The 18,318-nt window shown below is 73.1% G+C and carries 19 protein-coding genes and 1 riboswitch; of the genes, 10 read left to right on the top strand and 9 right to left on the bottom strand.

Annotated elements, in window-relative coordinates:
- Window positions 1–45: 45 nt before the first annotated feature.
- Both BD833_RS07620 and BD833_RS07615 read right to left on the bottom strand, forming a co-directional pair.
- Complete coding sequence (locus tag BD833_RS07620; protein WP_243737520.1) at window positions 46–387, bottom strand: DUF3817 domain-containing protein; 342 nt, start codon at window positions 385–387, stop codon at window positions 46–48.
- Window positions 377–745 carry a metalloprotease gene (locus BD833_RS07615; RefSeq protein ID WP_166532533.1) on the bottom strand — a complete coding sequence of 123 codons (369 nt, stop codon included), beginning with the start codon at window positions 743–745 and terminating at the stop codon, window positions 377–379. The genes BD833_RS07620 and BD833_RS07615 overlap by 11 nt, the downstream gene beginning before the upstream one ends.
- A gap of 277 nt (window positions 746–1,022) precedes the next feature.
- On the opposite strand from BD833_RS07615, the gene ctaC reads away from it, so the two are divergent.
- From ctaC to BD833_RS07600, 3 genes are all read left to right on the top strand, one after another.
- On the top strand, window positions 1,023–1,898 hold the full coding sequence (gene ctaC, locus BD833_RS07610; protein WP_243737519.1) for an aa3-type cytochrome oxidase subunit II: 876 nt from the start codon (window positions 1,023–1,025) through the stop codon (window positions 1,896–1,898).
- Between the two features lie 51 nt (window positions 1,899–1,949).
- Window positions 1,950–2,354 (top strand): cytochrome c oxidase subunit 4, encoded by a 405-nt coding sequence (locus tag BD833_RS07605; protein ID WP_166532531.1) that lies wholly within the window; start codon window positions 1,950–1,952, stop codon window positions 2,352–2,354.
- 123 nt (window positions 2,355–2,477) lie between these two features.
- Window positions 2,478–3,221, top strand: coding sequence for an SDR family NAD(P)-dependent oxidoreductase (locus BD833_RS07600; protein WP_166532530.1), 744 nt, complete (start codon window positions 2,478–2,480; stop codon window positions 3,219–3,221).
- A 115-nt stretch (window positions 3,222–3,336) separates the two neighbouring features.
- Here the strand turns inward: BD833_RS07600 and qcrB are convergent, their stop codons facing one another.
- From qcrB to ctaE, 4 genes are all read right to left on the bottom strand, one after another.
- Complete coding sequence (gene qcrB / locus BD833_RS07595) at window positions 3,337–5,019, bottom strand: cytochrome bc1 complex cytochrome b subunit (RefSeq protein ID WP_166532529.1); 1,683 nt, start codon at window positions 5,017–5,019, stop codon at window positions 3,337–3,339.
- A complete protein-coding gene (qcrA, locus tag BD833_RS07590) occupies window positions 5,019–6,131 on the bottom strand; it encodes a cytochrome bc1 complex Rieske iron-sulfur subunit (RefSeq protein ID WP_208092419.1) in 1,113 nt (370 codons plus the stop codon). The genes qcrB and qcrA overlap by 1 nt, the downstream gene beginning before the upstream one ends.
- Before the next feature lie 73 nt (window positions 6,132–6,204).
- Window positions 6,205–7,047: a cytochrome bc1 complex diheme cytochrome c subunit gene (gene qcrC / locus BD833_RS07585; RefSeq protein WP_243737518.1), complete on the bottom strand. Its 843-nt coding sequence runs from the start codon at window positions 7,045–7,047 to the stop codon at window positions 6,205–6,207.
- Window positions 7,048–7,054: 7 nt separating this feature from the next.
- Window positions 7,055–7,675: an aa3-type cytochrome oxidase subunit III gene (gene ctaE / locus BD833_RS07580; RefSeq protein WP_166532528.1), complete on the bottom strand. Its 621-nt coding sequence runs from the start codon at window positions 7,673–7,675 to the stop codon at window positions 7,055–7,057.
- A 131-nt stretch (window positions 7,676–7,806) separates the two neighbouring features.
- Here ctaE and BD833_RS07575 point away from each other — a divergent pair, with 131 nt between their 5' ends.
- A complete protein-coding gene (locus BD833_RS07575) occupies window positions 7,807–8,235 on the top strand; it encodes a response regulator (RefSeq protein WP_166532527.1) in 429 nt (142 codons plus the stop codon).
- Window positions 8,232–9,296: an anthranilate phosphoribosyltransferase gene (trpD, locus tag BD833_RS07570; protein WP_166532526.1), complete on the top strand. Its 1,065-nt coding sequence runs from the start codon at window positions 8,232–8,234 to the stop codon at window positions 9,294–9,296. The genes BD833_RS07575 and trpD overlap by 4 nt, the downstream gene beginning before the upstream one ends.
- 47 nt (window positions 9,297–9,343) lie before the next feature.
- Here trpD and BD833_RS07565 read toward each other — a convergent pair whose 3' ends face one another.
- Complete coding sequence (locus BD833_RS07565; protein ID WP_166532525.1) at window positions 9,344–9,631, bottom strand: Lrp/AsnC family transcriptional regulator; 288 nt, start codon at window positions 9,629–9,631, stop codon at window positions 9,344–9,346.
- A complete protein-coding gene (locus BD833_RS07560) occupies window positions 9,628–11,409 on the bottom strand; it encodes a DEDD exonuclease domain-containing protein (protein WP_166532524.1) in 1,782 nt (593 codons plus the stop codon). The genes BD833_RS07565 and BD833_RS07560 overlap by 4 nt, the downstream gene beginning before the upstream one ends.
- Before the next feature lie 168 nt (window positions 11,410–11,577).
- On the opposite strand from BD833_RS07560, the gene BD833_RS07555 reads away from it, so the two are divergent.
- From BD833_RS07555 to BD833_RS07540, 4 genes are all read left to right on the top strand, one after another.
- Window positions 11,578–11,886 (top strand): hypothetical protein, encoded by a 309-nt coding sequence (locus BD833_RS07555; RefSeq protein ID WP_166532523.1) that lies wholly within the window; start codon window positions 11,578–11,580, stop codon window positions 11,884–11,886.
- A gap of 199 nt (window positions 11,887–12,085) precedes the next feature.
- Window positions 12,086–12,265: riboswitch (cyclic di-AMP (ydaO/yuaA leader) on the top strand.
- 100 nt (window positions 12,266–12,365) lie between these two features.
- Window positions 12,366–13,364, top strand: coding sequence for a C40 family peptidase (locus tag BD833_RS07550; protein WP_243737517.1), 999 nt, complete (start codon window positions 12,366–12,368; stop codon window positions 13,362–13,364).
- 154 nt (window positions 13,365–13,518) lie between these two features.
- Window positions 13,519–14,784, top strand: coding sequence for a M48 family metallopeptidase (locus tag BD833_RS07545; protein WP_166532521.1), 1,266 nt, complete (start codon window positions 13,519–13,521; stop codon window positions 14,782–14,784).
- Window positions 14,781–15,902 carry a glycosyltransferase family 4 protein gene (locus tag BD833_RS07540; RefSeq protein WP_166532520.1) on the top strand — a complete coding sequence of 374 codons (1,122 nt, stop codon included), beginning with the start codon at window positions 14,781–14,783 and terminating at the stop codon, window positions 15,900–15,902. The genes BD833_RS07545 and BD833_RS07540 overlap by 4 nt, the downstream gene beginning before the upstream one ends.
- 34 nt (window positions 15,903–15,936) lie before the next feature.
- Here the strand turns inward: BD833_RS07540 and BD833_RS07535 are convergent, their stop codons facing one another.
- Window positions 15,937–17,730, bottom strand: coding sequence for an AMP-dependent synthetase/ligase (locus BD833_RS07535; protein ID WP_166532519.1), 1,794 nt, complete (start codon window positions 17,728–17,730; stop codon window positions 15,937–15,939).
- Window positions 17,731–17,883: 153 nt separating this feature from the next.
- Between BD833_RS07535 and BD833_RS07530 the strand changes: the two genes are divergently transcribed.
- A complete protein-coding gene (locus BD833_RS07530) occupies window positions 17,884–18,315 on the top strand; it encodes an SRPBCC family protein (RefSeq protein WP_166532518.1) in 432 nt (143 codons plus the stop codon).
- Window positions 18,316–18,318: the final 3 nt, after the last annotated feature.

Below are 18,318 nucleotides of genomic sequence, written 5' to 3'. Positions count from 1 at the left end.
CAGGTCTCCGGGGATCGGTGGGGCGTGGCGGCGGGGCCGCGGTGGTCAGACGCGCACGCCGGCGCGGGTCTTGCGGGTGGCCGTCCGCTCGGCGAAGAAGGACAGCACCGGCACGGTGCCGGCCACGAGCGTCAGCACGGTGCCCTTGAGCGTCCACCGGGCGCGCAGCGCCAGGTCGACGGCGGACAGAAAGAACAGGCCGTAGAGCCAGCCGTGCGCGGTCCCCAGGACCGCCACCGGGCCGTCGATGCCGCCCAGGTGCTTGAGCGGGACCGCGACGAAGATCAGGGCGATGAGGAGCACCCCGACGACGTTGGCCATGACGCGGTAACGGGTGAGGGCCGTCGGCACGTCGCGGCCGGACGCCGTCGTCCGCTCAGTGGCCACGGCTGGCGCTCCGCTGGCCCAGAGCGCGCTCGTTGAGCTCGGCGAGGTAGGCGTTGTAGGCGGCCAGCTCCGGGTCGCCGGAGGTGTCGATGCGCGGCCGCTGGTAGAGCACCACGGCGTTGCCGGGCTCGTCCTCGTCGGGATCGCGGTGCAACTCGACCTTCAGCATCCGGACGTAGAACCACAGGCCCATGAAGCCGTAGAGCGGCCACTGCATCGCGTAGCTCCAGTTGACGGCGCCCCCGCCGGCCTCGGCCTTGCTCAGCTGCCAGTAGCCCAGGAAGAACGTGGCGACGAAGAGGGCGGCCACGAGCAGGTGCAGGAGCACCCATTTCGGGGTCAGGAGCCGGGTCCACACGCCCCCGACTCTACGTGCCGCCCGACGGCACGGGCCCGGTCCGCCGGGCGGCGTGGCCGGAGCCACTCGACCCGGCGCCGGCCCCGGGCGGCACGACCCGCCCGACCGTCTCCGGTGGTCACCCCCTGAGGCGGGTCGGCTAGTCTCGGCCCACACTGTGATCGGCGGTAGGGACTTCCGCCGGGAACCGGTGGAGACCCACTGGGAGGACCGCCCGAGTGCCGGGCGGAGGACGAGGAGGCAGCGAGCAGTGGCTCGAGGCAGCAGGCTCACGCGGGTGGCCGCGCTAGGTCTCCTGGGGGCGCTGACCCTCACCGGGTGCGACGTCACCGACCGGGAGTTCTGGGTCGAGAACTTCGTCCGCTGGGGATGGCCCGAGGGCATCACCGACGAAGCCGAAGCCATGCAGAACCTGTGGATCGGCTCCACGATGGCTGCCCTGATCATCGGGCTCGTGGTGTGGGCGCTGATCGCCTACTCGATCATCGCCCACCGCAAGAAGGGCGACGAGCTGCCGCGGCAGACGGCGTACAACCTGCCCCTGGAGATCGCGTACACGATCGCGCCGTTCCTCATCATCGCCGGGCTGTTCTTCTTCACCGCGGTCACCCAGAACGAGGTGCTCGACCGCGAGGAGGAGCCCGACGTCACCATCGCGGTCAACGCGTTCAAGTGGAACTGGCAGTTCGTCTACCCGGAGACCACGGGCGCGGACGGCGAGCCGGTCGACACCGTAGGTACCAGCACCGAGATCCCGATCCTCGTGCTCCCGGTCGACCGCACCATCCAGTTCGAGCTCGCCTCCGCCGACGTCATCCACTCCTTCTGGGTGCCCGAGTTCCTCTTCAAGCTCGACGTGATCCCGGGCAACGAGAACGGCCGGGACAACGTCTTCCAGGTGACCGTCCGCGAGGAGGGCGCCTACGTCGGCCGGTGCGCCGAGCTGTGCGGGACCTACCACGCGTACATGAACTTCGAGGTCCGGTCGGTCAGCCCCGACGAGTACGACGACTACATCGCCGCCCGCGAAGAAGGCCTGAGCACCTACGAGGCGCTCGAGCTGATCGATCAGCCCGGTGAGGCGACCACGACCACTCCGCTGGACCTCGTCCAGACCAAGGTCGTCGAGCAGCTCCAGCCCGCCGGTGACTGACGCGCCCGGCACCCAGCACCGGACCGCATCGACGTACGAGGAGGCACGGCCGTGAAGGTCGAGGCACTGATCTTCAACCTGATCTCGGTGTTCCTGTTCGTGACCGCGATCGTCTACGGCGTCTGGTCGCGGGAGCCCATCGGCACCACGGCCCTGGCCCTGTCCGGTGGCCTCACCGTGCTGATCGGCGGGTTCTTCTGGTTCGTCTCGCGGCGGATCGACGCCCGTCCCGAGGACCGCAAGGACGCCGAGATCGCCGACGGCGCCGGTGAGCTCGGCTTCTTCAGCCCGGCCAGCTACTGGCCCCTCGGGCTGGGCCTCTCCTGCGCGCTCATGGGTCTGGCCCTGGCGTTCTTCTACTACTGGCTGATCCTGATGGCAGGCGTCGCCATCATCATCACCGTCGGTGGCCTGCTGTTCGAGTACTACACCGGGCAGAACGCCCAGCAGAGCTGACCCGGCGAACCGTGCACGTCGCAGGGCCCTCCACCGGCTGGTGGAGGGCCCTGCGTCGTCGTGACCCCGGGCCGACGTCGTGTGCGTCCGCTGTCCGCGTCCCTGGGCGGGCGAGGGGGTGAAATGACCAGGGAGGCGGCATTCGTCGTCACGGGCGGCGCGCAGGGGATCGGATGGGCCGTCGCCGAGCGCCTCGCCGAGGAAGGCCCCGTCGTCGTCATCGACCTCGCGGAGGACCCGGGCCGCACCGACGGGCGCATCGAGTTCGTCATCGGTGACGCCGGCGACCCGGCCGTCACGTCCGAGGCCGCCCGTCGCGCGGAGGCAGCGGGCCGGCTGACCGGCTGGGTGAACAACGCCGCCGTCTTCCGCGACGCCGACCTCAGGTCGTCATCGGCCGCCGAGGTGGTCGGACTCGTCACCGCCAACCTGGCACTGGCCGTCACCGGTTGCCACACCGCGGTGAACCACTACCTGGCCCATGGCCGTCCCGGGGCGATCGTCAACGTCTCCTCGCACCAGGCACAGCGTCCGGTGCGCGGCGCCCTTCCCTACGCCACGGCCAAGGCGGCGATCGAGGGCCTGACCCGAGCCGTCGCAGTGGACCACGGTCCGCAGGGCATCCGGACCAACGCTGTCGCCCTGGGCTCGGTCACCACCGCGCGCTACGAGGCCTACCGGGCCGAGCACCCCGACGTGGAGCGGCAGATGGCCGAGCTGCACCCACTCGGGCGGATCGGGCGACCGGGGGAGGTGGCGGGGGCCATCGCCTTCCTGCTCTCCCCGGCCGCCGCCTTCGTCAACGGGGCGGTCCTCCCCGTCGACGGTGGTCGCGCCGCCCAGGGGGCCGATCCGGAGGCCAGCTGAGGCCTCGGCTCGCCATCGCTACCGGTGGCCATCGCATCGGTGGCCATCGCACCGGCCCGCAGCATGCAGAAGGGCCCCGGTGGAATCCACCGGGGCCCTTCTGCTGTCGTGCTGATCAGTCGCGCGGGTCCTGCGGACGACCGCCGTCGGACGGGCGCCCGCCCTCGGAGGGCCGCCCCGACGTGGTGAGCTCGCGGCTCTCGCCGGCCGAGAGACCCCGGCCCTCGGCCTGCTGCTCCAGCTCGACCGCCGAGGGCGACTCGACGGGGGAGAAGAAGCCGCGGATCGCCCGGCGGGCGGCGCCCGCGTGGTTCATCCGCTTGGGCACCGGAGCGCCACCGTAGGCCAGCTGGCCGTGGCCGTGCTCGTCGACCGGGCCGAGCGGCTGGTGCACCTCGATGAACTCGCCGTGCGGCAGCCGGCGGATGACACCGGTCTCGATGCCGTGCTCGAGCACCTCGCGGTCGTGCTGCTGGAGGCCCAGGCAGATCCGGTAGGTGATCACGTAGACGATCGGCGGGAGGACGACGAGCCCGATGCGGCCGGCCCACGTCATCGCGTTCAGGCTGATGTCGAACTTGTCCGCCACCACGTCGTTGCCACCGGAGATCAGCAGCACGAGGTAGAAGGTGATCGCCATCGTGCCGAGCGACGTCCGGACCGGGACGTCGCGCGGGCGCTGCAGCAGGTGGTGCGACGCGGTGTCGCCGGTCAGCTTCCGCTCGATCATCGGGTAGAGCGCCAGCAGGGTGAACAGGATCCCGGGCAGCACCAGCGTGGGCCAGAACAGCGCCGGGATGGTGTAGTCGCCGGGCAGGTTGATGTCCCACGCCGGGAACAGGCGCGTGGAGCCGTCCAGGAACATGACGTACCAGTCCGGCTGGGACGCGGCCGAGACCATGGCCGGGTTGTACGGGCCCCACAACCAGACGGGGTTGATCTGCACCAGACCGCCGAGCGCGGCGCAGACACCGAACACGACGAACAGCAGGCCGGTGGCCTTCCCGGCGAAGGTCGGGAAGAGCCGGTTGCCGACCACGTTGTGCTCGGTGCGGCCCGGCCCGGGGAACTGGGTGTGCTTCTGCTTGACCAGGATCAGCAGGTGCGCCGCGATCAGCGCCAGCAGGATCGCCGGGATGAGCAGCACGTGGACGATGTAGAAGCGGCCGATGATCTCGGTGCCCACGAAGTCGCCGTTGAAGACCGCCCAGTGCGCCCACGTCCCGATGACCGGGATGGCCAGGATGATGGCGCTGATGATGCGCAGCCCGGTTCCCGACAGCAGGTCGTCGGGGAGGGTGTACCCGGTCGCGCCCTCGAGGAGCGCCAGCACCATGAGCGCGACGCCGATCAGCCAGTTCGTCTCGCGGGGCCGCCGGAACGCGCCGGTGAAGAAGATGCGCAGCAGGTGGACGATGATCGAGGCCACGAAGAGCAGTGCGGCCCAGTGGTGCAGCTGGCGCATGAAGAGCCCGCCGCGGACGTCGAAGGAGATGTCCAGCGTCGAGGCGTAGGCGATCGACATGTCCAGGCCGCGCAGCGGGTCGTAGGACCCGTCGTAGACGACCTCGGTCATCGACGCCTGGAAGAAGAACGTCAGGTAGGTACCCGACAGCAACAGGATGATGAAGCAGTACAGGGCGATCTCGCCGAGCAGGAACGACCAGTGGTCGGGGAAGACCTTGTTGAGCGTCCGCCGGACCGGGCCGGCGACGATCAGCCGGTCGTCGATCTCGAGCGCGGCCTTGCCGAGCTTCGTGGTCGGGGCGCCCGGCGCCGTGGCGGTGCGAGCTGCCATCAGATGCGCTCCCGGTTCCAGTAGGTCGGGCCGACAGCCTCAATGTAGTCGCTGCGGGCGACGAAGAAGCCTTCGTCGTCGACAGTGATCGGGAGCTGCGGCAGCGAGCGGGTGGCCGGCCCGAAGATCGGCTTGGCGCCCTGGGTGACGTCGAACTGCGACTGGTGGCAGGGGCAGAGCAGGCGGCTGGTCTCCTGCTCGTAGAGGGAGACCGGGCAGCCGGCGTGGGTGCAGATCTTCGAGTAGGCGACGTAGTCGCCGTAGCCGAAGTCCGCCTGGCCCTCCCGCGGCCGGTCCTCGTCGACCTGCTCGGGCCGCAGCCGGATGAGCATGGTGGCCGCGTCGGACTCCAAGTTGCCGCCGGGCACGGCCGGGAAGACCGTCTCGAGCGAGCCCGGCTGCTGGTCGCCGGGCCGTACCGGGGAGCCGTCGATGCGGACCAGCCGGATGCCCTCGGCCCACGACGTGCGACCGAGCGGGTTGCCGGTGTTCGGGTTCTTGATGAGCCCGCCGAGCGGGGCGATGAGCATGACGCCGACGGCAGCGCCCATGAAGCCCAGGGAGCGGGTGATCAACTTGCGCCGGGGGAGGCCGCTGTTGTGGTAGCCGCCGACGAGGGTGGCGCCGGTCGTGACCCGGTCGAAGTGCGACCCGTCGTGCTTGTCCTGGACAGCGGTCTCGTGCGGCAGGAGCTTCTTGGTGTACAGCACCAGCCCGACCCCGACCAGGGTCAGCGACAGGCCCATGAACAGGCCGAGGAGCGGGGTGAACATCGCGCTCCAGGCGGAGCCCTCATCGGCCCACTGCCACTCGGGGAGGAACCAGCCGGAGCCGACGTAGACCACCAGGAACAGGAAGGCGCAGACGCCGGCGAGGAAGAAGGTCCAGCCGACCTGGCGGACCGCGCGCTGCTCGAGGCGGGAGCCGGGTTCGGGGCCCGGGTCGACGTGGAGGACCTCCACGCCGTCGTACCGGGCGCCCAGCAGGTCGAGCTCCTCGCGGCGCATGGCGGCGAGCTGCTCGGGGGTGTAGTCGTCGTCCGGGCCGCCGTGCAGGGGGCCGGGGGTGTCCACGCCACCGGCCGAGCCGGGGCGGGTGTCGCGCGTGCTCACGCTTCCTCCTCGCCGGCGGTCGTGAACAGCGACCGCGCAGCTGCCGTGTTGATCGTCGAGCCCGCGAGCGTGCTCACGCCTTGCTCCCCATCCAGAAGATGCCGAACATCAGGGCGCTGACGCCGACGACCCAGATGACCAGGCCCTCGGCCACCGGACCCATCCGGCCGACACCTGCGCCGCCCGGGTCGGCCATGTTGTCGATGGTCTGGACGTAGGTGATGATCGACCGCTTCTCCTCGGGGGTCAGCTGGTTGTCCCCGAAGACGGGCATGTTCTCCGGCCCGGTCAGCATCGCGGTGTAGATCTCGAGATCGGTCGAGCTCTCCAGGCTGGGAGCCGCCTTGCCCGAGGACAGGGCCCCGCCCTCGCCGACGAAGTTGTGGCACGAGGCGCAGTTGAGCCGGAAGAGCTCGCCACCCTCCGCCAGGTCGCCGCCGCGCAGGTCACCCGACGGCAGGGTGGGCCCGCCGCCGTTGGCCTGGATGTAGGCCATCAGCTGGTCGATCTCCTCGTCGGAGAAGACGGCCGGCTTGTCGGGGGCGTCGGCCTCCTGGCGGACCAGCGGCATGCGGCCGGTGTGCACCTGGAAGTAGACGGAGGCCTCACCGACACCGATGAGCGACGGCCCGCGGTTGGGCACGCCCTCGAGGTTCTCGCCGTGGCAGCTGATGCAGCTGCGCTCGTACAGCTCGCGGCCGGCGGCCTCGGCCGCCGACTCGCTGGTGGTCTCCTCGGCGGCCTGGGCCGGCGCGAAGACCGAGTACAGCGCACCGGTCAGGACGAGCGAGGCCATGAGCCCGGCGACGTTGGCCAGGCGGCGGCGCTGCTTGGAGCGGCGCCGCGCGCGGGCCCGGCCCACGGGGGAGCCGGCGTCGTCGAGCGGGGCGTCGGACTGCGGGTTCGTGGTGGACACCGGTTCCCTAGCGGATCAGGTAGATCGTGGCGAAGAGCCCGACCCACACGACGTCGACGAAGTGCCAGTAGTAGGAGACCACGATGGCCGAGGTCGCCTGTGCCGGCGTGAAGCGGCCCATGGTGGACCGGATGAGCACGTAGACGAAGGCGACCAGCCCGCCGATCACGTGCAGGGCGTGGAAGCCGGTCGTGATGTAGAAGACCGAGCCGTAGGTGGACGACGAGATCGTCGTGCCGTGCTCGGTCACCAGGACGCGGTACTCGTTCGCCTGGGCGAGGACGAAGACCAGCCCCATCACGAAGGTGATGGTGAACCAGCGCCGCAGCCCGTAGACGTTCCCGTTCTCGGCCGCGAAGACACCGAACTGACAGGTGACCGACGACAGGACCAGGATCACGGTGAAGAACGTGGCGTACGGCAGGTTCAGCTCGGTGGGCTCCGGCGGCCAGCCCAGCTCGGCGCCGGCCCGTGCACGGGCGGTGAAGTACATGGCGAACAGGCCGGCGAAGAACATCAGCTCGCTGGAGAGCCAGATGATCGTGCCGACGCTGACCATGTTCGGTCGGGTCAGCGAGTGCACCCGCGAGGTGTCGAAGGTGCTGCTCGCCACGGGGGCCGTTGTCACCGGCCCATCATGGCACCGGCACGACCTCGTCACGACTGCGGGTACGCGGGCGTGGCGTCACCGTGACCGGCTCGAGACCGACTCGCCGGAGTTGGCCTGCGCGGATGCCCCCGGGCACTAGGCTCGGCCGCGTGAGCGCTGCCGAGACGTCCGCCGCACCGGCCACCGTCCTGCTCTACAGCCACCGCCCGGAGGTCCGCGACGCGGTCCGCACGGCCGTCGGCCGCCGGCCGGCGGCCGACGTCGGCCCGATCACCTGGCTCGAGTGCTCGACGGGCGACGAGGTGGTGGCCGCCGTCGACGCCGGCGGGGTCGACCTGTGCATCCTCGACGGGGAGGCCCAGCCCACCGGGGGGCTCGCGCTCACCCGGCAGCTGGAGGTCGAGGTCGCCGACCGGCCGGCGGTCTGCGTCCTCATCGCCCGCCAGCCCGATCGCTGGCTGGCGCACTGGTCGCGCGCCGAGGCCACGCTCAGCCTGCCCGTGGACCCGCTGGTCGCACCGGGCGCGGTGGCCGACCTGCTCCGCGCCGCGGCCGCCCGGTCGACGGTGGGCCGGTGACGCGGTCCCCGTCGGCGGAGACGCCCACCTGGCCCGGACTGCTCAACCGGCTGCTCGCCGGGCACGACCTCACCGCCGAGGACACCCGCTGGGCGATGCGCGAGGTCATGACCGGGGAGGCGACACCGGCCCAGGTGGCGGGCTTCACCGTCGCACTGCGCGCGAAGGGGGAGGCGCCCCAGGAGGTGGCCGGCCTGGCCGCCGAGATGCTCGCCCAGGCCACCCCGGTGGAGCTGCCGCTGGACTGCGTCGACATCGTCGGCACGGGCGGCGACGGCGCGCACACCGTGAACATCTCCACGATGGCCGCGGTGGTCACGGCGGCGGCCGGGGCGCCCGTGGCCAAGCACGGCAACCGGGCGGCGTCGTCGTCCTCGGGGGCCGCCGACGTGCTGGAGGCGCTCGGGGTGGTCATCGACCTCCCGGCGGAGGCGGTGGCGCACTGCGTGCGCGAGGCGGGCATCGGGTTCTTCTTCGCGCCGGTCTTCCACCCGGGCATGCGCTTCGCCGGACCGGCGCGGCGGGAGATGGGCATCGCGACGGTCTTCAACTTCCTCGGCCCGCTGACCAACCCCGCGCGGCCGGTCGCGGCCGCGATCGGCTGCGCCAATCAGCGCATGGCCCCGGTCCTCGCCGAGGTGCTGGCCGCCCGGGGCACCCGGGCCCTCGTCTTCCGCGGCGACGACGGCCTCGACGAGCTGACGACGTCGACGACGTCGTCGGTCTGGACGGTCCGCGACGGCGCCGTGGAGGCCGAGCGGCTGGATCCCTCGGCGCTCGGCATCGAGTCGCCGGGCCCGGACGCCCTGCGCGGGGGCGACGCGCGCGTCAACGCGGACGTCTTCCGCCGGGTCGTGGACGGCGAGCGCGGTCCGGTGCGCGACGCGGTCCTGCTCAACGCGGCGGCGGCGCTGGTCGCGTTCGACGAGCGCCCCGCCCGGCTGCACGACGCGCTGGCGGCAGGGCTGGGCCGGGCCGCGGCCGCGGTGGACGACGGGCGGGCCGCCGCGCTGCTGGACCGGTGGATCGCGGTCAGCCGCGAGGCGGCCGCGCCGCGCTGAGGGGCTAGCGCCCCCGCGGGCGAGCGCGCGGAGGGCGGGGCCCTCCGTCAGCCGGCGTCGTCGAAGCCGATCGAGAACGCCGCCTCCAGGTCGTGCCGGGAGTAGGCGCGGAAGGCGATGTGGGTGTCGGTGTCGATCACGCCCGGCACCTTGTTGATGCGGCCGGCGATGACCTCGGCGACCTGCTCGAACTCCCGGACGCGGACGATCGCGATCAGGTCGGCCTCCCCGGCGACGGAGTAGACCTCGCTGACCCCGTCGAGCTCGGCGACGGCCTGCGCGACCTCGGCGATCGAGTCGGTGGCCGCGTCGATCATCACGATGGCGGTGATCACGCCGGCGATGCTATCCGCTCCGGCCGGGCGCGGGTGCCCAGCGACCGGCCGTCGGCGAACGGGTCGCGCACGTCGCGGCCGGTGTCCACCCGGGCCAGGAAGCCGCTGTAGGCCCCCGTGCCGGGCGCCGGGCTGGCCAGGGTCCCCGACAGCTGCACCAGGCGGGTGCCCGGCTTCTCGAGCCAGCGCAGGACGAGCTCGGTCTCGTCGACCGACGTGGTCAGCTCGCCGTCGGCGCCCGCCACGGTCTCCGCCGTGGCGAGCAGGTCGGTCAGGACGCTGCGGACCGTGGTGCCCCGCGGGGCGATGCCGGCGGCGGCGAGCCGGCCGAGCCGGACGACCGACAGCTCCCAGCCGCCCGCGCCGTCGGGGCGGGCGAGCACCATCTCCGGCACCGCGGCGAGCGACTCCAGCCGCTGCCTCCGCCGGACCGCGCGCACGAGCACGGCCACCCGGTCGCGGAGGACCGCGGCGTCCTCGTACCGCTCCTCGGCGGCCAGCCGGTCCACCCGCTCGAGCAGCGGCGCGAGCACCGGCCGGGGGTCGTGGGTCACGGCGGTGGCGAACACCGCGGCGACGTCGGCGTAGTCGGCCACCGACTGCGCCCCGGTGCACGGAGCGCCGCAGCGCCCCATGCCGGCCAGCGCGCAGGCGCTGACCGGGGTGCGGGGGGAGAGCCGGGCGGTGCACTGCCGCAGGGGCAGGGCCTCGTGCACCGCGGCGACGGCCGCGTCGGCGGCCCGGCGGTCGGGGAAGGGGCCGAGGAAGACACCGGCCCCGGGGCGTACGCGGCGGACGACCGACAGCCGCGGGAAGGGCTCCTCGGTGAGCCGCACCCACAGCGCCCGCTCCGGGAAGCGCGAGCGCCGGTTGTAGCGGGGCTTGTGCTCGGCGATCAGCCGGAGCTCGCGGACCGCCGCCTCCAGCGCGTGGGCGCACGGGATCGCGTCGACCCGCTGGGCGAGGGCCACCATCTCGGTGATCCGGCTGCGCTGCTCGCCGGAGGTGAAGTAGCTGCGGACCCGGGTGCGCAGGTCGGTGGACGTGCCGACGTAGAGCGGTTCGTCCCGGGGGCCGCGGAAGAGGTAGACGCCGGGGCCGTGCGGGACGTCGTCGGCGAGGTGCCGCTTGCGGCGCCGCTCGGGATCGATCTGCCGGGTGAGCCCGGACAGCTCCTCGAGCGTCGTGACGCCGAGCGGCCCGAGCCGCTCGAACAGCCCGTGCAGGACGTCGACGGTGGCGCGCGCGTCGTCGAGGGCGCGGTGCGTGGGAGAGGTGGTGGCCGAGAAGTACGGGGCGAGCGTGGCGAGCTTGCAGTTGGGCACCTCGTCGCGGGTGAGCAGCCGGCGGGCCAGCACGGCGGTGTCGACCGAGGCGGCGGCCGGCCAGGCCACCCCGTTCTCGGCGCAGGCGGCCTTGAGGAACCCGAGGTCGAACGGGGCGTTGTGCGCCACCAGGACCGCGCCGCGGGCGAACTCGAGGAAGGCCGGGAGCACCGCCCCGATCCGGGGCGCGGCGGACACCATCGCGGTGGTGATCCCGGTGAGCACGCTGATGTAGGGCGGGATCTCGTGGCCCGGGTCGACCAGCGTCTGGAACTCGCCGAGCACCTGCCCGCCGCGGATCTTCACCGCGCCGATCTCGGTGATCGCGCTGTCCCTGGGCGATCCACCGGTGGTCTCGAGGTCGACGACGACGAAGGTGACCTGCGCCAGCGGCGTGCCGACGTCCTCGATGGTGACCTGCTCGTAGCGCGGGGATGCAGCGGTGGGTGGCACGGGGCGGACGCTAGGTCGGGGTGCTGACAGTCGTGGGGACGCGCGCCGCCGCATGCGCCGACCGCACCGGGGCCGCGGCCGCACCGGGAGCCGGGCCGGCGCCGACGACGGCGGAAATGTCGGTGGCTGCTCCTAGCGTCCGCGTCGACTCACGGAGGAGAACACGCGATGCTCATCGACTGCGACACCTGCACCGCCCGCGGGACCGGCTGCGCCGACTGCGTGGTCACCGTCCTGCTCGGGGCCCCACCCGGCTGGCAGGGGGTCGACCCCGTGGTCGTGCCGATGGCCGGCCGGCCGGCCGCCGTGCCGGCGGCGGAGGACGTCGTCCTCCCGCCGCCCGGTGTGGTGGTGGAGTTCGACGACGTCGAGCGCCGTGCGGTCCGGGCGCTGGCCGACGGCGGCCTGGTCCCGCCGCTCCGGCACCGGGACGGTCCGGGCGGGCGCGGCGGAGCCCGCGGTCGCCGTACGGGCTGACGGCGCCGTCGGCGCGTCGCCGGCAGGGCGCGGGCGTGTCGCCCTACACCACGCTGCGGGCATCACGCAGGAGGCGCGCGCCGTCACGGTGTGTGCAGATCTCACGTGACTCGTCCCTCACATTTGTCACGACAACGTCACGGTGGTTAGGGTCGTCGCCGTTCGGCCGGGTGGTCGTCATCCGTCGAGGGATGGCCCCGTCCGGACACCGCCTAATCACCGAGGGCGCGCAGCACCGGCGCCCGAGGTGAACCGGGGACCCACCGCAGTCTTGGGGTGAGTTCCCCTCCGTGCCGGCTCGCCGGGGTGGAGGGGATAGGGCCAGTCTTCCCAGCCCGAACCCGTCAGCTAACTCGGTCGGCGGTCGCAGAGGAAGAAACGGAGAGCCGCCGCACGTGGCGACCCCACACGCATTGCTGACGCACGCCCCCGCACACCTCCACACCGAGCGACCGACCGGCTCCGCGCCGGGCCGCCGCGTGACCGGACTGCGCGCGGGCCTGCTGGTCGGCGCCGCAACCGCCCTGACCGTGACGGTCCTGCCCGGCACCGCGTCCGCCGTCCCCGGCGGGACCACCGCCGACGAGGTCGCCGCGCAGGTCGCCGAGGCCAGCCACGAGCTCGAGGTCGTCTCCGAGCAGCTCAACGAGGCGAAGGTCGTCCTCGCCGAGCAGGAGAGCGCGGTGGAGGCCGCCGGCGCGGAGGCCGCCGCCGCCGAGGAGCAGCTCTCGGCGCTGGACGGGCAGATCCGCCGGCTGGCCCGCAGCGCCTACACCGGCAGCGGCCTGTCCCAGCTCGACCTGCTCCTGACCAGCGACTCCGCCGACGACCTGGTGTCCTCCCTGGGCACGCTCGACGTCATCGCCGGGCACACCAACGAGGTCCTCACCGAGGTCGCGCAGGCGGCCGAGCAGGCCGACGAGTCCCGCGAGGCCGCTGCCGCGGCCGCCGCCGAGGCGCAGCGCGCCGTCGACGACATCGCCGCCAAGCAGGAGGACCTCGAGGCCCGGATCGCCGACTACCAGGAGCGGTACGCGGCGCTCACCGCCCCGCAGCAGGAGGAGGTGGCCCGCGCGCACGGGGGCGCCAGCCTCCCGGCACCCAGCGGTGTCACCGCATCCAGCGCCGCGGCGCAGGTGGCCGTGGACACCGCGCTCGCCCAGATCGGTGACCCGTACGTGTGGGGCGCCGGCGGGCCGAACGCCTTCGACTGCTCCGGGCTCACCTCGTACGCCTACGCCGCGGCCGGTGTGATGCTCCCGCACTCCAGCCGGTCGCAGTCGCAGATGGGCCGGCCGGTCTCCCGTGGCGAGCTGCAGCCCGGTGACCTGCTGTTCTTCTACAGCCCGGTCAGCCACGTCGCGATGTACATCGGCAACGGCCAGATGGTGCACGCCTCCACCTCGGGCCAGCCGGTCAAGGTGGCCAGCATCGACGCGATGGGCAGCTTCAGCGGCGCCCGGCGGATCGCCGGCTGACGAGCACCCCCGGCCGAGGGCCGGTGACCCCGTCCGGGGTCACCGGCCCTCGTCGTCTGCACCGGCCGTCGGCGCCGGTCGCCGCCTCCTCCAGGGGCCGGCGGACGCCCGCGGGCGCCGGAGGGCCGGGCGGCCGCTCACTAGGATCGGCCGGGTGAACGCTCGCCGGGCCGCCCTGGTGGCCGCGGCCGTCCTCGGGATCGTCGTCGTCGTGGTCATCGTCGTCCGGACGCCGTGGGAGATTCTGCCGGAGCCGGCGGGCGGCCACACGCCGGTCGACCCCACCGCGGGGCTCAGCGCCGACCGGATCGAGCGTGCGGAGGCCTTCGCCGCGGCGGTCCGCCCGGCGTCGCTGGTCTCGATCGCCCTCGGGCTGCTGGTCTCGGGGATCCTCGGGCTCACCCCGCTGGGCGGGCGGCTGATGCGCGCGGTCGGGTCCCGGTCCGGCGGCCGCTGGCCGGTGCAGGTGCTGCTGGGCGTCCCGGCGCTGGTCCTGGTCGGCCGGCTGGTGACCCTCCCGGTGTCGGCCTACGCCGAGTCGGTGCGGCGCCGGTACGGCCTGTCGACGCGGGGCTGGGACCTCTGGCTCCGCGACGTCGCCGTCTCCCTGGCCATCAGCGCGGCGCTGACGACGGTGGTGGTGCTGGCCTTCCTGTGGCTGGTCCGCCGGGCCCCCCGGACCTGGTGGGCCTGGGCCGGCGGCACCGCGGCCGCCCTGGTGGTGATCGGCTCGTTCCTGTACCCGGTGGTCATCGAGCCCGCCTTCAACGACTTCCGGTCCCTCCCGGCCGGTGAGCTGCGCACCGACCTGCTGGCGCTGGCCGAGGAGAACGGCACCCCGGTGCAGGACGTGCTGGTGTCCGACGCCTCACGGCGGACCACGGCCCTCAACGCCTACGTCTCCGGCTTCGGCTCGACCCGGCGGATCGTCGTGTACGACACCGTCCTGGCCGAGCTCCCGACGGCGGAGATCGAGTCGATCGTGGCCCACGAGCTGGGCCACGTCGCCGCCGACGACGTCCTGACCGGCACCCTGATGGGCGCCCTCGGCGCCGGGGCGGCCACCGCGCTGGCCGGCTGGCTCCTGACCTGGACGCCGCTGCTGCGCCGGACGGGGGCGCAGTCGGCCGGTGACCCCCGGGTGGTGCCCCTGCTGCTGTTCCTCGTGACGGTCGGCGGGCTCGTGGGCACCCCGGCGCAGAACCTGGTGTCCCGCCAGATCGAGGCCCGGGCCGACCTGCGGGCGCTGGAGCTCACCGGCGACGCCGAGGCGTTCCTCGGCATGCAGCGGCGGCTCGCGGCCACCAACCTCGGCGACCCCGACCCTCCGGCGGCGTGGCACTGGTACTTCGGCAGCCACCCGACCGCCGCGCAGCGGATCGCGATGGCCGAGGACTGGCTGCGGCTGGAGGGCCCGTGAGCCGCACGCTCGTCGTCACCAACGACTTCCCGCCGCGCCAGGGGGGCATCCAGACCTTCGTCGCCGCGCTGCTCGACCGGCGCCCGCCGGACTCCCTGGTGGTGCTCGCCTCGGACCACCCGGGATCGGCGGAGCACGACGCCGCGCTGCGCTACCCCGTGGTGCGACGGCCCACGGGCATGCTGCTGCCCACCCGGGCGACCGCCAGGGCCGCGCTGGAGCTGGTCGACCGGTACGGGTGCGACACCGCCTTCTTCGGCGCGGCCGCGCCGCTGGGGCTGCTCGCCCCCACCCTCCGTGCGGCCGGCGTGCGGCACCTCGTGGGCGCCACCCACGGCCACGAGACGGGCTGGGTGGCCCTCCCCGGCAGCCGGCAGCTGATGCAGCGGATCGCGTCGGGCCTCGACGTCGTCACCTACATCAGCGAGTACACCCGCGACCGGCTGGCGCCCGCGCTGGCCGGCCGTACCCGGCTGGCACAGCTCTCGCCGGGGGTCGACGTCGACCGGTTCACCCCGCGGGCCGACGGCGCCGCCGTCCGACAGCGGTACGGGCTGGGGGAGGCGCCGGTCGTCGTCTGCGTCTCGCGGCTGGTCGCCCGCAAGGGGCAGGACGTGCTCGTGGCCGGCTGGCCGGAGGTCCTGGCCCGGCACCCCGGCGCGCGGCTGCTCCTGGTCGGCGGCGGGCCGGCCGAGGCCGGACTGCGCCGGGCGGTGGCCGCCCGGGGGCTGCAGGAGTCGGTGGTGCTGACCGGTCCGGTGGGTCACGACGAGCTGCCGGCCCACTACGCGGCCGGGGACGTGTTCGCAATGCCCTGCCGCACCCGCCGGGGCGGGCTGGACGTCGAGGGCCTGGGGATGGTGTTCCTGGAGGCCGCGGCGTGCGGCCGGCCGGTGGTCGCCGGAACCTCCGGAGGCGCGCCGGAGGCGGTCCGGGACGGCGTCACCGGGCACGTGGTCGACCCGCGTTGGCCTCACGCGGTGGCGGCCGCGCTCACCGGGCTGCTCGACGACCCCGCACGGGCCCGGGAGATGGGCGCGGCCGGCCGGGCGTGGGTGGAGCAGCGCTGGGCGTGGCCCACGATCGCGGCCGACCTGGCCCGGCTGCTCGAACCCTGAGGACCCGCCGCCCCGAGGGTCGGCGGGTCCTGCGTCAGCGGGTGTAGAGGGCGTCCACCTCGGAGCCGAACTCCTTCATGACGACGTTGCGCTTCAGCTTGAGGCTGGGCGTCAGCATCCCGTTGTCCTCGGTGAAGTCGATGCTCAGCACGGTGAACTTCTTGATCGCCTCGGCCTGGGACACGGCCTTGTTGGCCTCCTTGACGGCCGCGTCCAGCTCGGCGAGCACCTCCGCGTCCTCGCGGAGCTGCTCGGCGGTGAGCCCGGCGTCCTTGCCCTTCGACGCCAGCCGCTGCGGCAGCGCCTCCTCGTCGAGGGTGACCAGCGCCGCGATGAACGGCCGCTGGTCGCCGACGACGATGCACTGGCTGACCAGCCGGTGCGCCCGCAGCCGGTCCTCGAGCACGGCCGGGGCGACGTTCTTGCCGCCGGCGGTCACCAGGATCTCCTTCTTGCGCCCGGTGATCTTCAGGAAGCCGTCGCCGTCGAGCTCGCCGATGTCGCCGGTGCGGAAGAAGCCCTCGGGATCGATGGCCTCCTTCGTCGCCTCCTCGTTGCGCCAGTACCCGCGCATCACGATGCCGCCCCGGATGAGCACCTCGCCGTCCTCGCCGATCCGGAACTCCACCCCCGGCAGCGGCTGGCCGACGGTGCCGATCCGCAGCGCCTCGTCGTGGTTGACCGACGCGGCCGCGGTGGTCTCGGTCAGGCCGTAGCCCTCGAAGACGGTGACGCCGATGCCCCGGTAGAAGTGGCCGAGCCGCTCGCCGAGGGGCGCGCCGCCGGAGATCGCGCCCTCGCAGCGGCCGCCGAGCGCGGCCCGCAGCTTGCCGTAGACGAGCCGGTCGAACAGCGCGTGCTGGACGCGCAGCGCGAGCCCCGGACCGCCGGTGTCCTGCGCGCGGGACCAGTCGATGGCCACCTGCGCGGCCTTGTCGAAGATCTTGCCCTTGCCGTCGCCCTCCGCCTTGGCCTTGGCCTGGTTGTAGACCTTCTCGAAGACGCGGGGGACGGCGAGCACGAAGGTCGGCTTGAAGGCGCCGAGGTCCTCGACCAGGTTCTTCACGTCCGCGGTGTGCCCGATGACGGTGCGGTTCTTGACGGCGCCGACCTGCAGGACGCGGGCCAGCACGTGCGCCAGCGGGATGAACAGCAGCAGCGAGCCCTGGTGACCCATGAAGCGGTCCAGCAGCGTGATCCCGTTGCCGATCTCGAACAGGAAGTTCGCGTGCGTCAGCTCGCAGCCCTTGGGCCGGCCGGTGGTGCCGCTGGTGTAGATCAGCGTCGCGACGCTCTCGGCGTCCAGAGTCGCGCGGCGGGCGTCCAGCTCGCTGTCGGGCACGTCGGCGCCCGCGGCCGTCAGCTGGTCCAGGGCGCCGTCGTCGATGACGTGGACGGTCCCCAGGTCCGGCGCCTGGTCGCGCACCGAGGCGATCGCCTCGGCGTGCTCGTCGCGCTCGACGACGGCGGCGGTGGCGCCGGAGTCGGCGAGGATCCAGGCCACCTGGTCGGCGCTGGAGGTCTCGTAGACCGGGACGACGACCGCACCGGCGGTCCAGATGGCGAAGTCCAGGACCGTCCACTCGTACCGGGTCCTGGCCTGCAGTGCGACCCGGTCACCGGCGGCCACACCCGAGGCGATCAGCCCCTTGGCGACCCCGCGGACCTCCGCACCGAACTGCTTCCAGGTGACGTCGGTCCACCGGCCGTCGACCTGGCGGCGCAGGCCGACCTCGTCGCCGTGCTGGGCCACGTTGGCGGTGAGCATGTCCGTCAGGGCCTCGTCGGGCCCCACGTGGTAGGTCGCTGGAACGCTGAACTCGCGCACGCCCGGTCCTCTCCTCCCGGGCCGTCGCAGGGCACCGTCGCCCGCGACCCGACCTGGGACGTCCTGGATGAATCTAGCGGCTGCCGCTACCCATGAGTAGGGATGCGTCCGGTCCCCGGGTCCGGAGCGGCGGGGAACGGCTAGCCTGCTGCCATGGCCGACCAGTCCACCCAGTCGATCGTCGTCGAGGCGCCTGCGGCCGAGGTCATGGCGGTCATCGCCGACTTCCCCTCGTACCCGCAGTGGGTCGCCGCCGCCAAGAAGGTCGAGGTCCTCGAGACCGGTCCGGACGGCCGCGCCCGCCGGGTGCACTTCGTCCTCGACGCCGGCGCGGTCAAGGACGACTACGTCCTGGAGTACACCTGGGACGGGAACCGCCGGGTCTCCTGGACCCTCGTCCAGGGGCAGATGCAGAAGCGCCAGGAGGGCTCCTACACCCTTGCCGAGGACGGCGGGCGCACCGAGGTGACGTACTCCATCACCATCGACCTCTCGATCCCGATGCTCGGCATGATCAAGCGCAAGGCGGAGAAGGTCATCCTGGACACCGCGCTCAAGGAGCTCAAGAAGCGCGTCGAGGCCTGAGCC

This window comes from Blastococcus xanthinilyticus (genome assembly GCF_008124835.1).
Classification (GTDB): Bacteria; Actinomycetota; Actinomycetes; order Mycobacteriales; family Geodermatophilaceae; genus Blastococcus; species Blastococcus xanthinilyticus.
Note: the sequence above shows the minus strand (reverse complement) of the source record. Positions and strands in the feature narration are given on the sequence as shown.